The 18,754-nt window shown below is 49.3% G+C and carries 15 protein-coding genes and 1 tRNA gene; 10 read left to right on the top strand and 6 right to left on the bottom strand.

The window, feature by feature from the left end; all coding sequences use genetic code 11:
* The first annotated feature begins 64 nt into the window (after positions 1–64).
* The 7 genes from AB3R30_RS16475 (at position 65) to AB3R30_RS16445 (ending at position 10,460) form a co-directional block, all read left to right on the top strand.
* Complete coding sequence (locus AB3R30_RS16475) at positions 65–1,393, top strand: CmpA/NrtA family ABC transporter substrate-binding protein (RefSeq protein ID WP_458650298.1); 1,329 nt, start codon at positions 65–67, stop codon at positions 1,391–1,393.
* 113 nt (positions 1,394–1,506) lie between these two features.
* Entirely contained in the window at positions 1,507–2,334 is an 828-nt protein-coding gene (gene ntrB / locus AB3R30_RS16470) for a nitrate ABC transporter permease (protein ID WP_458650297.1), read from the top strand.
* Positions 2,335–2,502: 168 nt separating this feature from the next.
* A complete protein-coding gene (locus AB3R30_RS16465; RefSeq protein ID WP_458650296.1) occupies positions 2,503–4,515 on the top strand; it encodes an ABC transporter ATP-binding/substrate-binding protein in 2,013 nt (670 codons plus the stop codon).
* A 121-nt stretch (positions 4,516–4,636) separates the two neighbouring features.
* Positions 4,637–5,473 carry a nitrate ABC transporter ATP-binding protein gene (locus AB3R30_RS16460; protein WP_458650295.1) on the top strand — a complete coding sequence of 279 codons (837 nt, stop codon included), beginning with the start codon at positions 4,637–4,639 and terminating at the stop codon, positions 5,471–5,473.
* Between the two features lie 101 nt (positions 5,474–5,574).
* Positions 5,575–5,895 (top strand): DUF1830 domain-containing protein, encoded by a 321-nt coding sequence (locus AB3R30_RS16455; protein WP_458650294.1) that lies wholly within the window; start codon positions 5,575–5,577, stop codon positions 5,893–5,895.
* Entirely contained in the window at positions 5,892–8,165 is a 2,274-nt protein-coding gene (locus tag AB3R30_RS16450) for a molybdopterin oxidoreductase family protein (protein ID WP_458650293.1), read from the top strand. The genes AB3R30_RS16455 and AB3R30_RS16450 overlap by 4 nt, the downstream gene beginning before the upstream one ends.
* Before the next feature lie 114 nt (positions 8,166–8,279).
* Positions 8,280–10,460, top strand: coding sequence for an NAD-binding protein (locus AB3R30_RS16445; protein ID WP_458650292.1), 2,181 nt, complete (start codon positions 8,280–8,282; stop codon positions 10,458–10,460).
* Positions 10,461–10,509: 49 nt separating this feature from the next.
* Here the strand turns inward: AB3R30_RS16445 and AB3R30_RS16440 are convergent.
* Both AB3R30_RS16440 and AB3R30_RS16435 read right to left on the bottom strand, forming a co-directional pair.
* Positions 10,510–10,583, bottom strand: a tRNA-Pro gene (locus tag AB3R30_RS16440).
* Positions 10,584–10,660: 77 nt separating this feature from the next.
* Positions 10,661–12,580, bottom strand: a complete 1,920-nt coding sequence (locus tag AB3R30_RS16435; RefSeq protein WP_458650291.1) for an ABC transporter ATP-binding protein — start codon at positions 12,578–12,580, stop codon at positions 10,661–10,663.
* Between AB3R30_RS16435 and AB3R30_RS16430 the strand changes: the two genes are divergently transcribed.
* Entirely contained in the window at positions 12,579–12,695 is a 117-nt protein-coding gene (locus tag AB3R30_RS16430) for a hypothetical protein (RefSeq protein ID WP_458650290.1), read from the top strand. The genes AB3R30_RS16435 and AB3R30_RS16430 overlap by 2 nt on opposite strands.
* Before the next feature lie 18 nt (positions 12,696–12,713).
* Here AB3R30_RS16430 and AB3R30_RS16425 read toward each other — a convergent pair whose 3' ends face one another.
* The gene (locus AB3R30_RS16425) at positions 12,714–13,073 is read right to left on the bottom strand and encodes a HepT-like ribonuclease domain-containing protein (RefSeq protein WP_458650289.1); all 360 of its coding nucleotides are present in this window, start codon (positions 13,071–13,073) and stop codon (positions 12,714–12,716) included.
* Positions 13,063–13,353 carry a nucleotidyltransferase family protein gene (locus AB3R30_RS16420; RefSeq protein ID WP_458650288.1) on the bottom strand — a complete coding sequence of 97 codons (291 nt, stop codon included), beginning with the start codon at positions 13,351–13,353 and terminating at the stop codon, positions 13,063–13,065. Before AB3R30_RS16420 ends, AB3R30_RS16425 begins: the two co-directional genes overlap by 11 nt.
* A 99-nt stretch (positions 13,354–13,452) precedes the next feature.
* Here AB3R30_RS16420 and AB3R30_RS16415 point away from each other — a divergent pair, with 99 nt between their 5' ends.
* Positions 13,453–14,679, top strand: coding sequence for an MFS transporter (locus tag AB3R30_RS16415; RefSeq protein ID WP_458650287.1), 1,227 nt, complete (start codon positions 13,453–13,455; stop codon positions 14,677–14,679).
* Here the strand turns inward: AB3R30_RS16415 and AB3R30_RS16410 are convergent.
* Together AB3R30_RS16410 and AB3R30_RS16405 are read right to left on the bottom strand one after the other, a co-directional pair.
* Positions 14,632–16,284: a tetratricopeptide repeat protein gene (locus tag AB3R30_RS16410; RefSeq protein WP_458650286.1), complete on the bottom strand. Its 1,653-nt coding sequence runs from the start codon at positions 16,282–16,284 to the stop codon at positions 14,632–14,634. The two genes, AB3R30_RS16415 and AB3R30_RS16410, sit on opposite strands and share 48 nt — an antisense overlap.
* A complete protein-coding gene (locus AB3R30_RS16405; RefSeq protein ID WP_458650285.1) occupies positions 16,281–17,750 on the bottom strand; it encodes an ATP-binding protein in 1,470 nt (489 codons plus the stop codon). Before AB3R30_RS16405 ends, AB3R30_RS16410 begins: the two co-directional genes overlap by 4 nt.
* Positions 17,751–17,948: 198 nt before the next feature.
* On the opposite strand from AB3R30_RS16405, the gene AB3R30_RS16400 reads away from it, so the two are divergent.
* The gene (locus AB3R30_RS16400; protein ID WP_458650284.1) at positions 17,949–18,743 is read left to right on the top strand and encodes a TauD/TfdA family dioxygenase; all 795 of its coding nucleotides are present in this window, start codon (positions 17,949–17,951) and stop codon (positions 18,741–18,743) included.
* Positions 18,744–18,754 lie beyond the last annotated feature (11 nt).

Raw genomic sequence — 18,754 nt, 5'->3', positions numbered from 1 at the left:
GTTTGGTTCGCCCCCTAATCCTCACACTTGATTCAACTGTCTCTATCAAATCTCAAAGGAACTCATGACCCATCTTTCAAGACGGAAGTTTATTATCACCGCAGGTGCAACTGCCGCCGGAACTCTGCTTGTTCATGGCTGTAGTAGCTCTACAACTACAACCACATCGGCTTCACCCAGCGCGGCTCCAGCGGTCAACGTGGCGGCGGGCGATACTCCCGAAGTAACAACCGCAACGCTCGGCTTTATTGCCCTAACCGACTCTGCACCTTTAATTGTGGCTCAAGAAAAAGGCTACTTTGCCAAGTACGGCATGAAAGATGTCAAGGTAGTCAAGCAAACCTCTTGGGCAACCACCCGCGACAACCTCTCCACCGGTTCTCAAGGGGGCGGCATTGATGGCGCACATATCTTGACTCCCATGCCCTATCTCATGACCACGGGCAAAATCACGGACGGCAAAGAAATACCCATGTATATCTTGGCTCGGCTAAACCTGGATGGACAAGCAATTTCCATTGCCAATACCTACAAAGACTTGAAAATTGGGTTAGAGAGTACAACTCTTAAATCAGCCTTTGCCAAAGAAAAAGCTGCCGGAAACGCCGTCAAGTGTGCCGTCACCTTCCCTGGTGGAACCCACGATCTGTGGATGCGGTATTGGCTGGCTGCAAACGGCGTTGATCCCAACAAAGATGCATCATTAATTGTGATTCCACCGCCACAAATGGTTTCCAACATGCAAGAAGGGCAAATGGCATCCTTTTGTGTGGGTGAACCTTGGAACGCAAAGCTGGTGAAGGACAATATTGGCTATAGTGCCTTGACAACGGGTGAACTGTGGAACAAACACCCTGAAAAAGCGTTTTCCATGCGGGCGGACTGGGTAGACAAAAATCCTAAAGCGGCAAAAGCCTTGGTGATGGCAGTCATGGAAGCCCAAATGTGGTGCGACAAGGCAGAAAACAAAAAAGAGATGGCAGACATTATTGCCAAGCGGGAATATTTGAAGGTGGATGCAGCCGCGATCGCCGGACGACTTCAAGGCACTATCGACTTTGGCAATGGGCGGGTTGAAGAGAACAGCCCTCATGTCATGAAGTTTTGGCAAGATTTCGCCTCCTACCCGTTTGTCAGCCACGACACCTGGTTTGTCACAGAAGACAAGCGCTGGGGATACTTACCCAGTGATTTAGATACCAAAGCCTTGGTGAAGAAAGTCAACCGTGAAGACATCTGGCGCGATGCTGCCAAAGCGATGAAACTCCCAGAGGCAGAAATTCCCAAGACCGCTTCTCGCGGAGTTGAAACCTTCTTCGATGGCGTTAAGTTTGACCCAGAAAATCCAGAAGCTTATTTGAAGAGCCTCAAGATTACTGCAATGAAAGCATAGGGGCTAAAGAGTCAGCTTTGGGTTGGATACTTAGTCTGCTCAAAGCTCCTCCATTCGCTGCGAAACACTTTCACCCTCATATAACTGACATCTATATCAAGGATAACTTGACCATGGCAACACGCGCAGCCGCTAACGTTCCATCTTCCTTTCTCGCTAATGTGTCGATTTATCTGCAAAAGAATTCCAGAAAATTGATTGCTCCAGTGATTGGTTTCACAGTGGCGCTGTTCGTTTGGCAGGTTTTTTCAACTGTGACGAAGGCATTGCCTGGACCGATCGAAGTCGTTCAACAAACGTGGGATCCGTTTATCATTAGTCCTTTTTTCAAAGAAGGAGATGATAAAGGATTGGGCTGGCAAGCGCTGGCAAGTCTACAACGGGTCGCGATCGGATATACGCTGGCAGCCGTGATTGGAATTGCGGTTGGAGTGCTGATCGGAGCGATTCCGATCGCCTACGAAGCTGTTGATCCCATGTTCCAGATTTTGCGAACCGTGCCGCCGCTTGCCTGGTTGCCGATCGCCCTAGCAATCTTCAAAGACTCTGGACCCGCCGGGATTTTCATTATTTTCATCACCGCGATTTGGCCCATTGTTTATAACACTGCTCTGGGTGTGCAGCAAATGCCTCAAGACTACAAAAACGTGGCGAAAGTGCTGCGTCTCTCTGGCTCAGAGTATTTCTTTAGCATTTTGCTACCGTCCATTGTGCCGTTCATGTTCACCGGGCTGAAGTTGGGGATTGGGTTAGCGTGGTTGGCGATCGTGGCAGCCGAAATGTTACGCGGGGATACGGGCATCGGCTTTTTCATCTGGAATTCCTACAACAGCGGCAGCCTCAGTGAAGTGATTTTGGCACTGTTTTATATCGGGATAATTGGTTTCTTGCTCGATAAACTGATTGGCTATTTTGCCAGCTTCGTGAGTACCGATAAATAAGCGCCTGCATCGGTAAAAAGTTTTCCTCTATACCTCTTTCGTTGATTTCCAGATTTTGTAGGGGCGTAGCATTCGGGCAACATCTTGACGACTCAAGCAAAGACCGACTGCCCAATGTCTACGCCCTTACGCAAGGTGATTCTAGTTCCTCATTCCCCAGAGATATCTATGTCTTTCTTTGTAGAAGTTGATCATGTTGATCGCATTTTTGAATTATCGAATGGCGGTCAATACATTGCCTTGAAGAACATTGAACTAAAAATGCAGCAGGGTGAGTTTGTTTCCTTAGTTGGACATTCTGGCTGCGGCAAATCAACATTGCTCAACATCATGGCAGGACTAGATCGTCCAACTAATGGGGGAGTAGTGCTGGAAGGGCGAGAAGTGACCCAACCGGGACCCGATCGCATGGTGGTGTTTCAAAACTATTCTTTGCTGCCCTGGCTCACCGTGTATCAAAACATCGAACTAGCAGTGAATAAGGTGATGGACACCTTGCCTGTTGCAGAGCGGCAAAGCATTATCGATCATCATATCGATTTGGTCGGGTTGCGAAATGCGATACACAAAAAGCCGAACGAACTATCAGGCGGCATGAAACAGCGGGTCGCGATCGCCCGTGCTTTGGCAATTCGCCCCAAGCTGTTGCTGTTAGATGAACCGTTTGGCGCGTTGGATGCGTTAACTCGTGGCAATCTACAAGATCAGTTAATGCGGATTTGCGAAGAGAGCAAAATTACCTGCGTCATGGTGACCCACGATGTCGATGAAGCGCTGCTGTTGAGCGATCGCATTGTGATGATGACCAACGGACCGGAAGCGCAAATTGGGCAAATTTTGGAGGTGCCCATGCATCACCCGCGCCATCGCTTAGAAGTGGTCAATCATCCCAGCTACTACACTCTGCGGAATGAGATGATTTATTTTCTCAATCAGCAAAAACGGGAGAAAAAGCGCAAATCCAAAAAAGTGGTCGCGATCGCCCGTCACGGCTTGGAAAAAGTCAACCTGAATATTGGCTTTGTGCCGCTGACCGATTGTGCGCCGTTGATGGTGGCAAAAGAAATGGGCTTTTTTGCAAAACATGGACTGGAAGAAGTCACCTTATCCCGTGAGCCAAGCTGGAAGGCAGTTCTAGAAGGTGTGGCTTCCAATCGTTTAGATGCGGCTCAAATGGTGGCGGGAATGCCCTTGGCGATGACGGTTGGGTTTAACAACAATGATCCGTTGCCGATGGTGATTTCTTTAGTGCTGAGCCGCAACGGAAACGCCATCACATTAGATAAAGATATTTACGATCAAGGAGTGCGATCGCTCGAAGATTTTGCCGCCTTAGTCAAACAACCTTCAGATGAGTCGAAATCGCGAACCTTGGGGATTGTTCACGCAACCTCCATGCATAACCTAATGTTGCGCTATTGGTTAGCATCCGGTGGCATTGACCCCGATCAAGATGTCAATCTTGCCGTGATTCCTCCCGCTCAAATGGTGGCTAATCTCCAGTCCAACAACATTGATGGCTATTGTGCTGGAGAACCCTGGAACTCCCGCGCCGTCCATGAGGGGTTAGGGGTCGTCATGGCGACTGATCTAGATATCTGGGCAGGACATCCTGAAAAAGTGCTAGGAGTTCGAGAAGATTGGGTACATCAACATCCTCAAACCAATTTAGCCCTCGTCAAAGCGCTGATGGAAGCCTGCGAATATTGTGACGATCGCCGCAATCGTGAAGAAATTTTGGAACTCCTGTGTAAGCCGGAATATGTTGGCTCCACGCCAGAATATACTCGCCCCGGCTTTATTGATGCCTATAACTATGGCAAAGGTGAAGTGCCCCGCTCTCTATTGAGATTCAATCAGTTCTATGTCGATCTGAGTAATTATCCCAAAAAGATTGAGAGTCTCTGGATTTTGACTCAGCTTGCCCGGTGGGGAATCGCGCCTTTTCCCAAAAACTGGATAGAAGTGTTAGAGCGCACCCACCGTCTTGATGTGTATCGAGAAGCGGCTCAAGAACTCGACTTTCCGATCCCTGAACCCGATCGCCAGCCCTTTGCGCTGTTTGATGAGGTGATTTTTAACCCCGATGATCCGCTGGCTTATCTCAACCAATTTGCGATCGCTCATCCGATTCAAGTTAAGGAAATTAATTTGGATAGCATCACAACGGTAGCTGCTTAGACAAAGCACAAGCCGCTAAGAGCAGTACAACTAAAACAGTCCAAAATTGTGAATGTGAGCTAAACCTGTCCCCTGCTGCTTGCAAACCATCCAACGCCGCCCATTACTCTAGAAAGCACCTATGCAAACCCTCACAACGCCACAATCACCCGATTTGATTCAGCCCACCTCCAAATTTTTGGAAATTGATCAAGTTACTAAGGTCTATCCCTCTGCTCAAGGAGATCATACCGTTTTAGACGGAGTTGATTTAACGGTGAGTGAAGGCGAGTTTATCTGCGTCATTGGGCACTCTGGCTGCGGTAAATCGACATTGCTCAATATGGTGTCTGGCTTTGCCCAACCGACCAGCGGTGAGGTGCGGCTTAAAGGGGAGCGGATTGTGCGACCAGGACCCGATCGCATGGTGGTGTTTCAAAACTATGCGCTGTTGCCCTGGAAAACTGCCTTTGAAAACATTTACATTGCCGTGAATGCAGTGTATCCCGAAAAGTCGAAGCCGGAAAAAGTTGAGATTGTCCAAAAGCACTTAGCAATGGTGGGTCTAGAGGAAGCTGCCCAGAAAAAAACCGGTCAACTGTCGGGTGGCATGAAACAGCGCGTTTCCATCGCTCGCGCCTTATCAATTTGCCCCGAAGTTTTGGTGCTAGATGAGCCGTTTGGCGCATTAGATGCCATTACTCGTGAAGAGTTACAAGAAGAGTTGCTCAAAATTTGGGCAGAGCAGCAGGTAACCGTGATGATGATTACCCATGATATTGATGAAGCGTTGTTCTTAGCCGATCGCATTGTGATGATGACAAATGGACCGGCTGCCAAGATTGGCGAAATTATGGAAGTCCATTTTCCCCATCCGCGCAATCGCACCCAAATGATGGAAGACCCGGCATACTATACCCTCCGCAATCGCGCCTTAGATTTCCTATTTGGACGCTTTGCTCTACACACTGATGAGTAAAACGAGATGTCAAAAAATAAATAGTTTCTAGGCACTGATTGTTTAACGGCGATCGCTAGCGCATATTTTAATCGCTCAAGCACCCACACAGGAGTGTTGTGATGACCTCGGCATTTACCCCATTTCCAAGCCACTTGTCTAACCGAATTCTTTGCTGCTATGTCAATACGACTACTCAAATTCAGAAAGCAAAGATTTTGACCATTCCCAATTGGTTATTTGAGCGAGTGGTTTTCCCCCATCAGCGGCTCTTATTTGAAGCGCTCCCTGATGCGTTTCTCGAGATTCACTCCTGTGCGGCGGCTGGCGAAGCTTTACTTGGCAAAATTCCCTGCTTTCACCTACAAGTTTCTGAGCGATCGCTGGTTATGGCGGGATCATCCATATTGCACGATGACCTTCAGACGGATTCTATGGAATGACAGCAGTGGATTCAACTAAGACTCTGTGTCCTTACTGTGGCGTAGGTTGTGGCTTAGAAGTATTACCTTCTCCTCAATTCGATCAGGCAGGGAGTGGACAGGAACTATCAGGTCAGTCTTGGAAAGTGCGTGGCGATCGCGCCCATCCTTCTAGCCAAGGGATGGTTTGCGTCAAAGGGGCGACAGTTGCCGAAGCATTGAACCGCGATCGCTTGCTGTATCCCATGATTCGCGATTCTTTGAATGACAAATTTCGTCGGGCTTCTTGGGATCAAGCCCTAGAGTTAATCACTGCCCGTATCCAAACCGTTCGCTCCACGCAAGGATCGGATGGAGTGTGTATGTATGGCTCCGGGCAACTGCAAACCGAGGATTACTACATCGCCCAAAAACTGTTGAAAGGCTGTTTAGGCACCAATAATTTTGATTCTAATTCGCGCCTGTGCATGTCTTCTACTGTTGCAGGCTATGTGCAAAGCCTCGGTTCTGATGGACCACCCTGCTGTTATGAAGACCTAGAGTTGACTGATTGCGTCTTTCTAATTGGAACCAATGCCGCAGAATGCCATCCTATTTCCTTTAATCGTCTGCAAAAGCATCACAAGAAAAACCCTCACGTCAAAATGGTGGTGGTTGATCCACGCCGAACCAAAACCGCCGAGGATGCCGATCTACACTTGGCGATTCATCCCGGCACGGATATTGATCTACTGAATGGGATTGCCCATTTGCTGCTTCGTTGGGACTGTGTGGATGCGGATTTTATTGCAAACCATACCGAAGGGTTTTCAGAGTTTCAAGAAGTCATCCAGCACTATTCGCCCGATGTCGTGGCAGAGCGATGTGGCATTTCGATGAGTGACCTTGAAACAGCCGCTCGCTGGTGGGCTGAATCAAACCGCGTCCTCTCTCTCTGGTCAATGGGCGTAAGCCAATCCAGTGAAGGGACTGCCAAGGTGCGCGCGATTATTAACCTGCATTTGATGACGGGGCAGATCGGCAAAGTGGGTGCAGGACCGTTTTCGCTTACAGGACAACCGAATGCGATGGGCGGACGGGAAGCAGGCGGCTTGTGCAACCTGCTTCCCGGTTATCGCCATGTTAAGTTTCTAGAGCAGCGCGCTGAAGTGGAGCAGTTTTGGGGAGTACCAGCGGGGCAGATTTCGTCTAATTGGGGGCGCACTGCTTGGGATATTATCACTGGCTTAGAAACTGATGAGGTTGGGTTGCTGTGGATTGTGGCGACTAATCCAGCCGTGAGTTTGCCAGATTTGGAGCGGGTAAAAGCGGCATTATGGCGATCGCCCTTCACGATTCAGCAAGATGCCTATTACCCAACCGAAACCGCCAAATTTGCTCATGTGTTGTTACCTGCTGCTCAATGGGGCGAAAAAACTGGAACCATGACAAACTCCGAACGAACCGTGACGCTCTGTCAGGCATTTTGTTTGCCACCCGGAGAAGCTCGTCCCGATTGGGAAATTATCGCCGAAGTGGGGTGTCGTCTGGGATTTGCCGATAAGTTTCCGTTTATCAGTTCTGCTGAGGTCTTTGCTGAATATGTACAACTGACGCAAGGGCGGGTTTGTGATATGTCTGGGCTGAGCCACGATCGCTTGCGGCAAGAGGGTCCGCTGCAATGGCCCTGCCCAAAAGAAGAGAGTGGAATAAAAGTGGCTGAAAATCTGGCTCCTATCCCTGATCAGTCCCTCCCCAAGGCTGCCAAACCTGCAAAACGACTGTATACCGATCATCAGTTTTCCTCTGCCGATGGGCGCGCGCGATTTTCGGCAGATCACTCGCGAGGATTAGCCGAACCGCCCGATGCGGCGTATCCATTTGTGCTAACGACGGGCAGGCTTTATGGACATTGGCATACCCAAACGAGAACCGGGCGAATCGAAAAAATTCGACGGATGCATCCCAACCCATTTTTGGAAATTCATCCCCGCGATGCCGCCAAAATTGGCGTGGAAGATCACAGCATCATCGAAGTGCGATCGCGGCGAGGAGTGGCTCGGTTTCCAGCTAAAGTGACGACCGCGATCGCCCCTGGAACAGTGTTTGTGCCGATTCATTGGGGTGAACTTTGGGCAGATCAAGCAGAAGCGAATGCCATGACCCACGAGCGATCGTGCCCCGACTCAAAGCAGCCTGAACTGAAAGCCTGTGCGGTGCAACTAACGCCCATCGCCATTGAATTACCTCAAGCGGACTACACACTTTTTACCAAAACGCTTGAAACCTCTTCGGTATCCTCTACTTTGTAGTCGGTTTGCACCCAGCAGCGATCGCTGTTAGCATCACGTCTATCGGTGCTTTTAACCTTGCTACATAAATAGAAGCCTATAATCAGCATTAGCTACTGATCGAGCCAATTACCCATGGTATTTGTTGCAAAAACGCTGCTAGAAGACGATGCTGATGCAGAGCGCGATCCAATTGTTACTCCCCAATTGCAACACCCGTCAAAGCCTGAAAAGGCAATGTTTATTGTATGCGGACTCGGAAGCATTGGGCAGAACTGTGTGGCAGTGCTGCACCAATATGGAGCCAAGGTCATTGCGATCGAGTTAAATCAAACGATTGATTGGGAGTTGCCTAATTTGGCTGAGTCGGTGGAAACGGTTCACATCGGCGACTGTCGTAAAGCGAATGTGTTGGAGTCCGCAGGGATTCATCACTGTCGCGGTGTTTTACTTGTGACTGATAATGAGCGAACCAATACTGAGGCAGCATTTGCGGCACGATTGCTCAACCCCAATGTGCGGTTGGTTGTGCGATCGTCCAAGCAAAATCTTAATCAACTCCTGAGTAAAAATCTTGGAAGCTTTGTCGCCTTTGAACCGATCGATTTGTCTGCTTCTGCGTTTGCATTTGCCGCCCTTGGGTCAGATGTACCAGGATTTTTTAAACTGGAAGATCAATGGCTGCGGGTGGTGAACCGTGAGATTCGGCAGGACGATCGCTGGCGCGATCGTCGCCAATTAAAAGACTTGACTACTTCATCTCGCCGGGTGCTACTTCATCTGTCCGCCGCCGCTCCATCATCTCAGCAATTTTATAGCTGGGATGCAGACGCTACGCTGATGGCGGGGGATACGGTGGTCTATATCGAACTGCTGGATCGACTGGTTGGCTATAGCCCCCAACTTTCACCAGAATCGCAGCAGCAAATCAAACCCACCACTCAACAGCGGCAGTCCCAAAAAACAAGCGCAGCTTCATCTCAGCGTCGTCGAGTATTTAGACACCTCAGATTCCCCATACTCAATGGCAACATCAAGCAAAAGTTAATTCAGTTTTGGCAATCTACTGCTCAATATCAAACGCGGCGAGTTGCCATCATTTGCGGGCTTGCTGTTTCTGTTTTGTGGTGCTTGGGAATTGTTTTATACCGCTTACATTATCCTCAGATCAGCTTAGCTGAAGCCTTCTACGCTCCAGTCGTTTTGCTTCTAGGAGGCTATGGCGATTTATTTGGAGGGGTGCGATTTGTTTCCGAACCTCCGCCTGCCGAAGAAGTGCCTTGGGGGTTAAGGCTTTTTAGCCTCGGACTCACGCTGGCAGGAACAGCCTTTGTGGGCGTACTGTATGCTCTGCTGACTGAAGCACTGTTGACCGCAAAGTTTCAGTTCAAAAACCGCCCCCCCATTCCCAAGCAGAACCATGTGGTGATTATTGGGCTAGGTCGAGTGGGGCAACGCATAGCCGCCATTCTGCAAGATCTTAAACAACCAGTGGTGGGTATCGATAGCACGGCGCTTGAGTCGAGCATTTTGCCACAAATGCCAATGGTGGTTGGCAATATCAGCGAGGCACTCACCCAGGTGAATTTGGCTCAAGCCCAAACGACAGTGGTGGTGTTGGGTGATGATATGGAAAATTTAGAAATTGGATTAATGGTTCATGCCGCAAATCCTCATAACGAACTAGTCATTCGGACTCAGGATCAGCTTTTCAGCAATAATGTGGCGCAACTATTTCCTTATGCTCAGGTTCTATGCGCTCCTGTACTTTCAGCCGAAGTGTTTGCGGCTGCGGCATATGGCGAGAATATTCTTAGCTTGTTTCATCTTAATCATCAAACCATTTTGGTGACGGAATATACTATTGAACCAGAGGATACGCTGAATGGATTGTTGCTGGCTGAAGTTGCGTATGGGTTTGATGTGGTGCCTGTTTTACATCAACGATCGCAGTCATCTCCCAACCTGTTACCCTCCGATGATGTGCGTTTGGAAGCGGGCGATCGCCTAATTTTACTTGCCAGTACTCAAAGCCTCCAGCGGATTGAGCATGCTGAATTGAAACCACCCGGATGGCAAGTTCAAGTGACCCAAGCTCTCAATCAAGATGCCATTTTTGAGGGTGCCAATGAAATTACGCGCATTTCGGGATGTAGCATCAGTACTGCTCGACAAATCATGATCAGCCTGCCTGCATTAGTACCCACTCCACTTTACAAACATCAAGCTCAGCGACTCATTCGCAATCTTCAAAAGGCGCGAGTTACTGCCCATCTGATGCCTTTGCAAGATGGATTGCCCTCATTGCAAGAATAAATCGCCTATCATTGATGACTGAGTTAATTCAGACTGGCTTTTGCAACAATCGGGATGACAGGATTCGAACCTGCGGCATCCTGCTCCCAAAGCAGGCGCGCTACCAAGCTGCGCTACATCCCGTAAAATTCACCTCCTCAGTATAGCCTGCTTTGTGACTTGATTACAGACGAAACAAGCGAATCACTACTTTTGTGCGTTTATTGATAGCCCTCTGCCTGCAAGGAAAATAAATGAGCGTAGCGTCCCTTGGCTTTTAGCAACTCTTCGTGAGTTCCGGTTTCTAGCACTGTCCCTTTTTCCAGCACTAGAATATGATCTGCCATGCGAACAGTGGAAAAGCGGTGAGAAATCAGAATTGCCATTTGATTTTGAGTCAATGCCCGAAAGCGATCGAAAATTTGGGCTTCGGCTTCCGCATCCATTGCCGAGGTGGGTTCATCTAGCACGAGAATGTCGGCTCCAATCCGCATGAAAGCACGAGAAAGAGCGATTTTTTGCCATTGTCCACCGGAGAGTTCTCGTCCGCCTTTGAACCAGCGACCGAGACGAGTCCAATACCCATCAGTCAGTTCAGCGATCGCGGGATGAGCCATGCCCTTCTCAGCGGCAATCTGCCAGCGATCTTCATCTTGCAATGCGGTGACATCACCTGCCCCAATATTTTCGCCAACGGTAAATTGGTAGCGCACGAAGTTTTGAAAAATCACGCCAATCCGTCGCTGCAAGGTCAACAAATCCCACTCTTCTAAGTCCCGTCCATCCAGCAAAATCCTGCCAGAATCGGGGCTATAGAGACGAGTCAGCAGTTTGATTAACGTGGTTTTACCAGAGCCATTTTCCCCCACGATCGCCAGTTTTTTTCCGGGTTTCAGGTGAAATGACACATCCTGTAGCGCCTGTTTGGGGTTGCCGGGATAGGCAAAGCTGACATTTTCAAATCGCAAACCATCACTTGGCAATGTTCCGCGTGTAGCACTCCCTGCCGAGTCAAAAATTGGCTCCTCTAAAAACTCGTACAGGTTGGACAGATACAGGCTGTCCTCATACATGCCGCTGATGTTGGTTAGCAGGTTAGAGAACGTCGTTTGTCCTTGGCGAAACACGATTAAGTACATGGTGAGTTCGCCTAGAGAAATGCGCCCCGCGATCGCCTCTAGCGCAATCCACACATACGCCAGATAAAATGCCAGCGTACTCAATAAGCCCAATAAATAGCGCCATAGACTGCGGCGAATCGTCAGCGTTTTATCTTCCTGAAATAAGCGTTGAAACGTGGCTTTATAGCGATCGAGCAGCGTGTCGCCCAACTGATAGAGCTTCACTTCCATGGCGCTGCTTTCGTTGGAGATCAGCCATTCCACATAGTTTTGCTCACGGGTTTCAGGGGCGCGCCACTGGAACAACCGAAAGGCTTGGTCGGCAAAACGGGTTTCGGCAACAAACGCCGGAAATGCTGCCACCAGCAGCAAGATCACGACACCCCCCGAAAACCCCAGCAGCAACCCGCCAAAGGTAATCAGCGATAAGCCATCCTGCACTAAGCCAAAACTGCGACCAACTAAACTTAAAGGACGACTAGAGGCTTCTCGCCGAGCGCGCACCATTTTGTCGTAGATGTCTGGGTTTTCAAAGTGCGCCATGTTGAGCGTCAGCGCCTTTTCCATAATCATCACGTTGACCTCTTGCCCCAACAGCATCCGCAATATTGATTGGCACAGCATCAACCCTTGGCGTGAGGCAGTAAACAGCGCAGTGATGACGGCTTCTAGCGCGAGGTACTGCATGACCAGCCAGCGATCGCTCGTGGCTCCGGTTTGGGCTGCCAACACCACACTATCCACAATCAGCTTGCCCACATAGGCGATCGCGGCTGGAAGCAAACCGCTAATCAAGGTGAGAATGGCAAACGCAATGGTTAGGGTGCGATCGCACTGCCAAACCAGTTCGATTGCCTTCACACAATATTGATAGGTAGACAGCGATCGGCGAAACTCTTGCCATCGCCGCCGTAAGAAATGTCTTCGATGATTCATCCTTCTAGAATAGCGATTGCCAGAAATATCTGCGCGGTTGCTCAGGTAATTCTCTTCTAGTGCGGTGCCAGAACCATCGACCATGATTGGACTACTGGTTGCAGGGGCATCGGGATGTTCGGCTGAGACAGAAGAAAAAAGGCTGACATGGCTCCGGTTTGGGTTGCCAGCACTACACTATTTCCGATCGCCTTTCTGATGATGCGCTTGCTAAAACTCAATTAGGGTTGCGATCGCCCGCCTCGGCTTCCAACAAGTCTTGGATCTTTTTCTGTAGGGATTGCAACTTGGTTTGAATAACATCCCAAATGATTTCATTTTCAACCTGAAAATAGGTATGAGCCAAAATATCTCGTAGTCCTGCTATCTTTCCGCCATTCAATTTCAGGAGCGCGATCGCGAACCTCTTGAGGAATGTTTTTACCGCTTCCCCAATGATTTGTAGATTTCTAACAACTGCATCAAAGGTGCGATCGTCAGCTACAAACTGTTCAAAACTCATGCCGTTTGTGTAGCGTAGTACCTTTGCACAAGCAAGCAAAATATCACTTAAATAAAGCTGAAAACTACGCGACACGAATTGCCTCTTGTTCAACTAGGGCAAGAATTTGAGGCTTCAAGGATTTTAAACTGACCAAATCCACCTTTGTGCCGAGTTGATCCTCTATATACAACTTCACATCCATGTAGCGATCAAAGGTAATAGGGGGTTCAAATTCAGCCAAAATATCCACATCACTGTTAAGTGTCGCCTGATCGCGTGCAACTGATCCAAAAAGCATCAGAGACTTTACGCCTAACTCTTTTAAGGAAAGACAATGCTGCTCCAAAATCGCCAGAACTATCTCTCGTTTCATAGTGATTCCTGAACGCCTTTACCAATATTCTGGCATAGTAGAGCCACTCAACCTCAAATCACACTATTGATAGGTAGACAGCGATCGACGAAACTCTTGATGGACTACTCTGTGTTGAAACAAAAGATTGAAGGAATCAGCCCAGTGCCCCGTTTGCTGACGGTGATGGTCGTTGCCTATTTAATCCAGGCGTTGGTCAGCAATCCCGGCTTGCCGTCGCTGCCGATCGCGCTTTACCTCAAAGAAACTCTAAACCTATCTGCCACAGACACCACGCTGATTGGAATCGTGGCGATGCTGCCTTGGACAATCAAACCGGTTTGGGGTGTGATTTGCGATAGTTTTACGGTATTCGGTTCTCAGTTTCGAGCTTACTTTGCTTTGTGCTATGGGTTCGCGGCGATCGCCCTATTGAGTTTAGTGATCGTGCCCACTCCCGGCGTGGCGATGTTGACGATCTCGGCTGTTTTGGTGTCCTGTGGCATTGCTTTTTCAGATGTGGTGACGGATCGGTTGATGGTGATTGAGGGTCGGCGGACTCAGCAAACGGCAATCCTTCAGGCGGCACAATGGACGGCGGTTAGTTTTGGAGCGGCTTTGGCAAGTTGGGCGGGGGGCTGGTTCGCGCAAGGGCGATCGCTGGCATGGGTGGGGGGAGTGACGGTGGGGGTGTTGCTGATCGGGGGTGGTGTCATCTGGTGGGCGCTGCCCAACTCGGCGGAGCCAGCGATCGCGCCATCGCTGCGGCAAACCTTGAAAACGGTGAAGGCTGAGTTCAAAAATCGGCAGATCCTCGCCATTCTGGGCTTCTTGGTGCTGTTGGGGTTTAGTCCTGCTCCGCCGTTTCTCTACTATGCACGGGATACGCTAAAGCTGAGTGAACAAGCGTTGGGCACCTTGGGAGCGGTGAGCGCATTGTCGGGAGGAGTGGGCGCGATCGCCTTTGGGTTTGTGGCGAAACGGTTGCCCCGAAAAAGTTTGCTAGTAGGAGCCGTGGGCATGAATGCGATGTCGGTTTTGGGGCTGCTGCTGGCGCGATCGCCCGAAAGCGCAGTACTGGCATTTGTGCTGATCGGGTTTACGGGAATGCTGGCAACGCTGGGAGTGCTAGAAATTGCGGCGCAGGTTTGCTCAGTAACGGCGGCGGCAACGTCCTTTGCGCTGATTTTATCGGTGAGCAATCTGGCGATGCTGCTGGGAGGGGCGATCGGGGCGTGGCTGTATGATCAGCAGGTTTCCTATGAAAGCCTGGTGCTGCTGGGAGTGTGTTGCACTGGGCTAACGGGGTTCCTGATTCCGTGGCTGAAGTTGGAGGAAACGCCCTAGCCTCTGGATCGCGGTTAGGAGTGGACTGGTGATCACCTGCAACCCGGTCAGCAAGGTATAGCGGAGCGATTCATCTCGCAGGGCTAACTGTGCCGCTTGGGGGAGATGGCGCAGAAAGATCAACAGTGCCCACAGCCGTTGATTTCCCTGCCAATAGGCATAGGCAATCACCATAATCGCCCAACTTTGCTCTTGTTTGTTGTTGCACCGACGGGCGATCGCTAAACCCTGTTTGCCATAGCGCAGCCCCTTCCGCCAATCGCCTAAACTACTCAGGAGGTAGGATGTATTGCAGGTGTCGGCTGCCCTGAGTGAGGCGAATCGGAAATGGTGCGATCGGGCAAGCTCTTCGGCTCTGTCCCAGTGTAGTCTTGCCTGTTCAAATTGTTTCTGCCGCAGTAAAATCACGCCAAGATTACGCTGACTTTGCCATTCCTGATAGGCATCTCCTGACCGCTGTGCCAGTTCTAGGATCTGCTGCAAATTTGACTGTACAGTGAGAGATTTTCCTTGCTGCTGATTGAAAAATGCTTGGTTGAGATGGGTCTGGGTTTCGCAGGATAAGTTCTGCATTTGGCGAGCAATTTGGATAGAGGCTAAAAACAGGGCTTCGCCTTGCTTTTGATCCTGAAGCAATTGGAAATGCACCAGCCCTAAATTGTGTAGATTTGCCCACTGGTAACGCAGATTGTCAGTTGCTTCTGCCAGTGCTAGCCCTTGTTGATGATGAGCGATCGCTTCACTGGCTTTTCCCAGGCTGAAGTAAACGCCACCCATATGATTCAACAATCGACATTGCAACGCCGCATCATCCAGTTGTTGTGCCAATTGCAAGCCTTCCTGGGCATAGCTCAACGCTAACTTGGGTTTATAACAGGCGAAATAGTCATCAGAATGCCCATTGGATAGGCAGCCAAGGCAATCTGCGAGTAACCGTCGATCGTGCTGCTGTCGTGCTAGCGTTAAGGCGGTTTGCGCTTGGATAATGCCATTCTCAAACTGATCCAGGCGGAAATTCACATCAGCCAACCCCAGCAATGCTCGTGCTTTGGCAATTGAATCATCCAATTGCTCTGCCAGTTGTAGCGACCGTTGGTGGTAGTCCGTTGCTTCAGGTAGCCGCCCTCTGAACCTGTGCATCGTTCCCAAGCGATCGCAGCACACCTGATCCGAGGCATCATCTCGCTTGCCGAGTAGCTTGGCATAGAGATCGGTGAGTTCTTGATAGTAACCCCACACTTCTAGCTGTTCATGCAACGGCAGCGATCGCCCAGACTGGTCAGGTTTCGGCGGCTGACTGGCAGGTACGGGCATAGATAATAAGTCTTCGGCTGCTTGCCATGCTGCAAGCTGGCTCAAATGGTGAAAGGCTTCTAGCCAGCCGCGCACCTGATCCAAATGAGTCGCTTGCTTTAGCGGTTGGTAATCTTGTAACCAGTAAAGCGTGGCTTTGATGTTGGCAAGCTGTCGTAGCGAGAGTTTGCGATTGGGGCTGAAGGTCGCAGCAGCAGCGATCTGGCGCACCAGTTCTCCGCTGGCATCAAACCGCAGGTCTGGCAACCCTTGAGCGGTTAATTCGGCAAGTGCGATCGGTTCATGGGTCATTGCGACTCCTCCTCCATCTGGTCGAGATGCTGGAGTGCCACAGAGCGAATCAAGCTATGTTGACGGTAAAGAATGTGCTGTTGATGGTGTTCTCGTTCAATCAGATAGCGGCGTTCCAAGGCACAGAGCGATCGCACCGCAACGGGCGGGGGCAAATCATCCAATAGGCGATACCAGGCAGCAGGTTCCACCGCTCGTCGATAGACTGCCGCCATGACAAGCAATCGATACGAGTCTGGCTCCACTTGACTGAGGCGGTGGAATGCTTGGTCGATGCGGGCATAAACAATATCTTGTAGCTGGGGACGGTGAGAGGCAAGCAGCGACTGATCCGATTTGCCTTCTATCTCCTCTGCCTGTTGTTGCTGCTCCACCGCCAGAAACACCGCCCCAAACTCCGCCCAGTAGGTTTGCACACAGCCATCATAGGGTGTCGCCTGCATCTCTCCGGCAATCACCCGTAGCGCTAAGGGATGCCCTTCATAGACTCGAATCAGCCGTTGCAGCAGCGCTTCCTCTTGGCTTCCTGCAATCACCGCTACGCCCCATTCTGCGAACAGTTGCAATGCCTCAGTATCTTGCAAGCCTAACAACGCTTCTAGATGCGATCGCCCTTCGTATCTACCCTGATACAGCGACGGTGGACGCTCCTGTGAGGTCAAAATGATGCGGCTGGGCATGGTGTCCGCTCGGATCACCTGCTCCAAAAAGCGATCGAATGCCGGATCGGTGAAACTGGTGTTGCCTTGGCGATCGCGGGTCAAAATCTCTTCCATCATATCCAACACTAGCAAGCAAGGCTGCGTTTTCAAATGGGCAACCATCGCGGCAATCAACCTATCTGGATTTTTCTGAAGATCGGGATCTGCGATCGCGGTTGCGCCCAAAATCTCACTGGCGAGATTCTCAAAGTTGGGTAATGTGCGATCGAGGGAAAGAACTTTCTGAACTGGAAAAGCGGGATGCAACTCGCGATCGGTCAGCAATCGCGCCGCCAACGCCGTCTTGCCGATGCCCGTTAGCCCCACCAACATCAACAAACGACAGTTCCCCAATAGACGCTGCACTAGCCCCTCGACTAACGCTTCTCGCCCTACCCATCGCACTTCCATACCGTCGATATTGGGCACTGAGTCACGAGAGTCAAACGTTGGGTTAAGTGAGGTGAAGTTGGGTTGAGGTTCAAGAATTGGGCGCGATCGCCGCTCCAACCCCTCCATCACGTCTTCCTGAAACGTCGGCTTGCGAACCTTGACCCCTAGTAATGCGGTCAATTGTCTGCATAGGTCTGCTCCCTGCGCCTTGATGTAGCTCAGGTCGTACTCCCGCCGCCACTGCAAAATCATGTCTTGATAAGTCAAATCCTGCCATGCCCCTCGAAAGATTAAGCGCTTTGGATTTAGCAGTTCTCCTTCTTGTGCATGAAGTAGGCAATCTACTTGGTCTAATGCTTCCTCTACGTTCATCTGTATTCGATCACCCTAATGTCCTTACCCTTATTTATCCCTTAGCGAGGAAGACTTTTACGTACTTCAAGAAAAATTTGACTCAGCTTTACCGCACCTGCAATTTATCCCATGTATATCAAGATAATTGTACGTCCTAGATAAATTCACTATTTTGCAGCAGACAAGGTGACTCGAAGGTGAAAAGTAAAAGTTTATATGTTTCCTAAGCAGCATTCCTTGAACTATCAGCATTTAATCGAGAAGTTCAGTTCAAAGCAAGAAGCAGGATTTTGGATTAGAAACTACGTGAATACTTACGGCTTTCTGCTAATAGAAGACTTTCAAATCGCATTTCTTGATGTAGAAAAACCTAAGCAACTACTAGATTTTTCTTCTTATATTGGCTCTCCAGTTGCACATAATTTAGGAATGAAAGATTTCGTTTGGGAAATAGGATTAAAGCCTAATTCCTCTTTGATAAAAACTTTTTCTGAGCATTCCATGACTGCTCCTTTACACACTGATTCTCAGTACAGAGATAAACCCGAAAAATACATGGTTTTACTGGCTGTTAAACAAGCTAAATGTGGTGGTGGCGAAACACATCTAGTTGACTTTAAACAGGTTTTACAAGACATGAAATCATCTAAGGAAGGAAAAGGAGTTCTCAAGTTCATTAGTGAAAATCAATTTCCTATTGCTGTTCCGAGTGTTTTCAAAAAAGACTGTCAAGAATCATATATCATGTCCAGATTGATATCAGATAATCCTTTCATTAGATATAGATATGACATCCTAAAAACAGGAATTTCTTTGATAAAAACTAACAATAGTCATGAATTTCACAAAAACCTGGAATTATTCAATAGATTCATTCAAAATAGTTCTCACCGTTTAGGGTTTCAGCTATTAAAAAACAGTCTACTCATTGTAGACAATCATAGAATTCTACACGGTAGATCTTGTTTTTGGGATTCTGAAAGACTACTGCTTCGAGTTCGGCTTAACTAATAAACATTTCA

Origin of the sequence: Sivoneniella epilithica UHCC 1019, assembly GCF_040830845.1 — a bacterium.
Lineage (GTDB): Bacteria > Cyanobacteriota > Cyanobacteriia > Leptolyngbyales > Leptolyngbyaceae > ULC077BIN1.
Note: the sequence above shows the minus strand (reverse complement) of the source record. Positions and strands in the feature narration are given on the sequence as shown.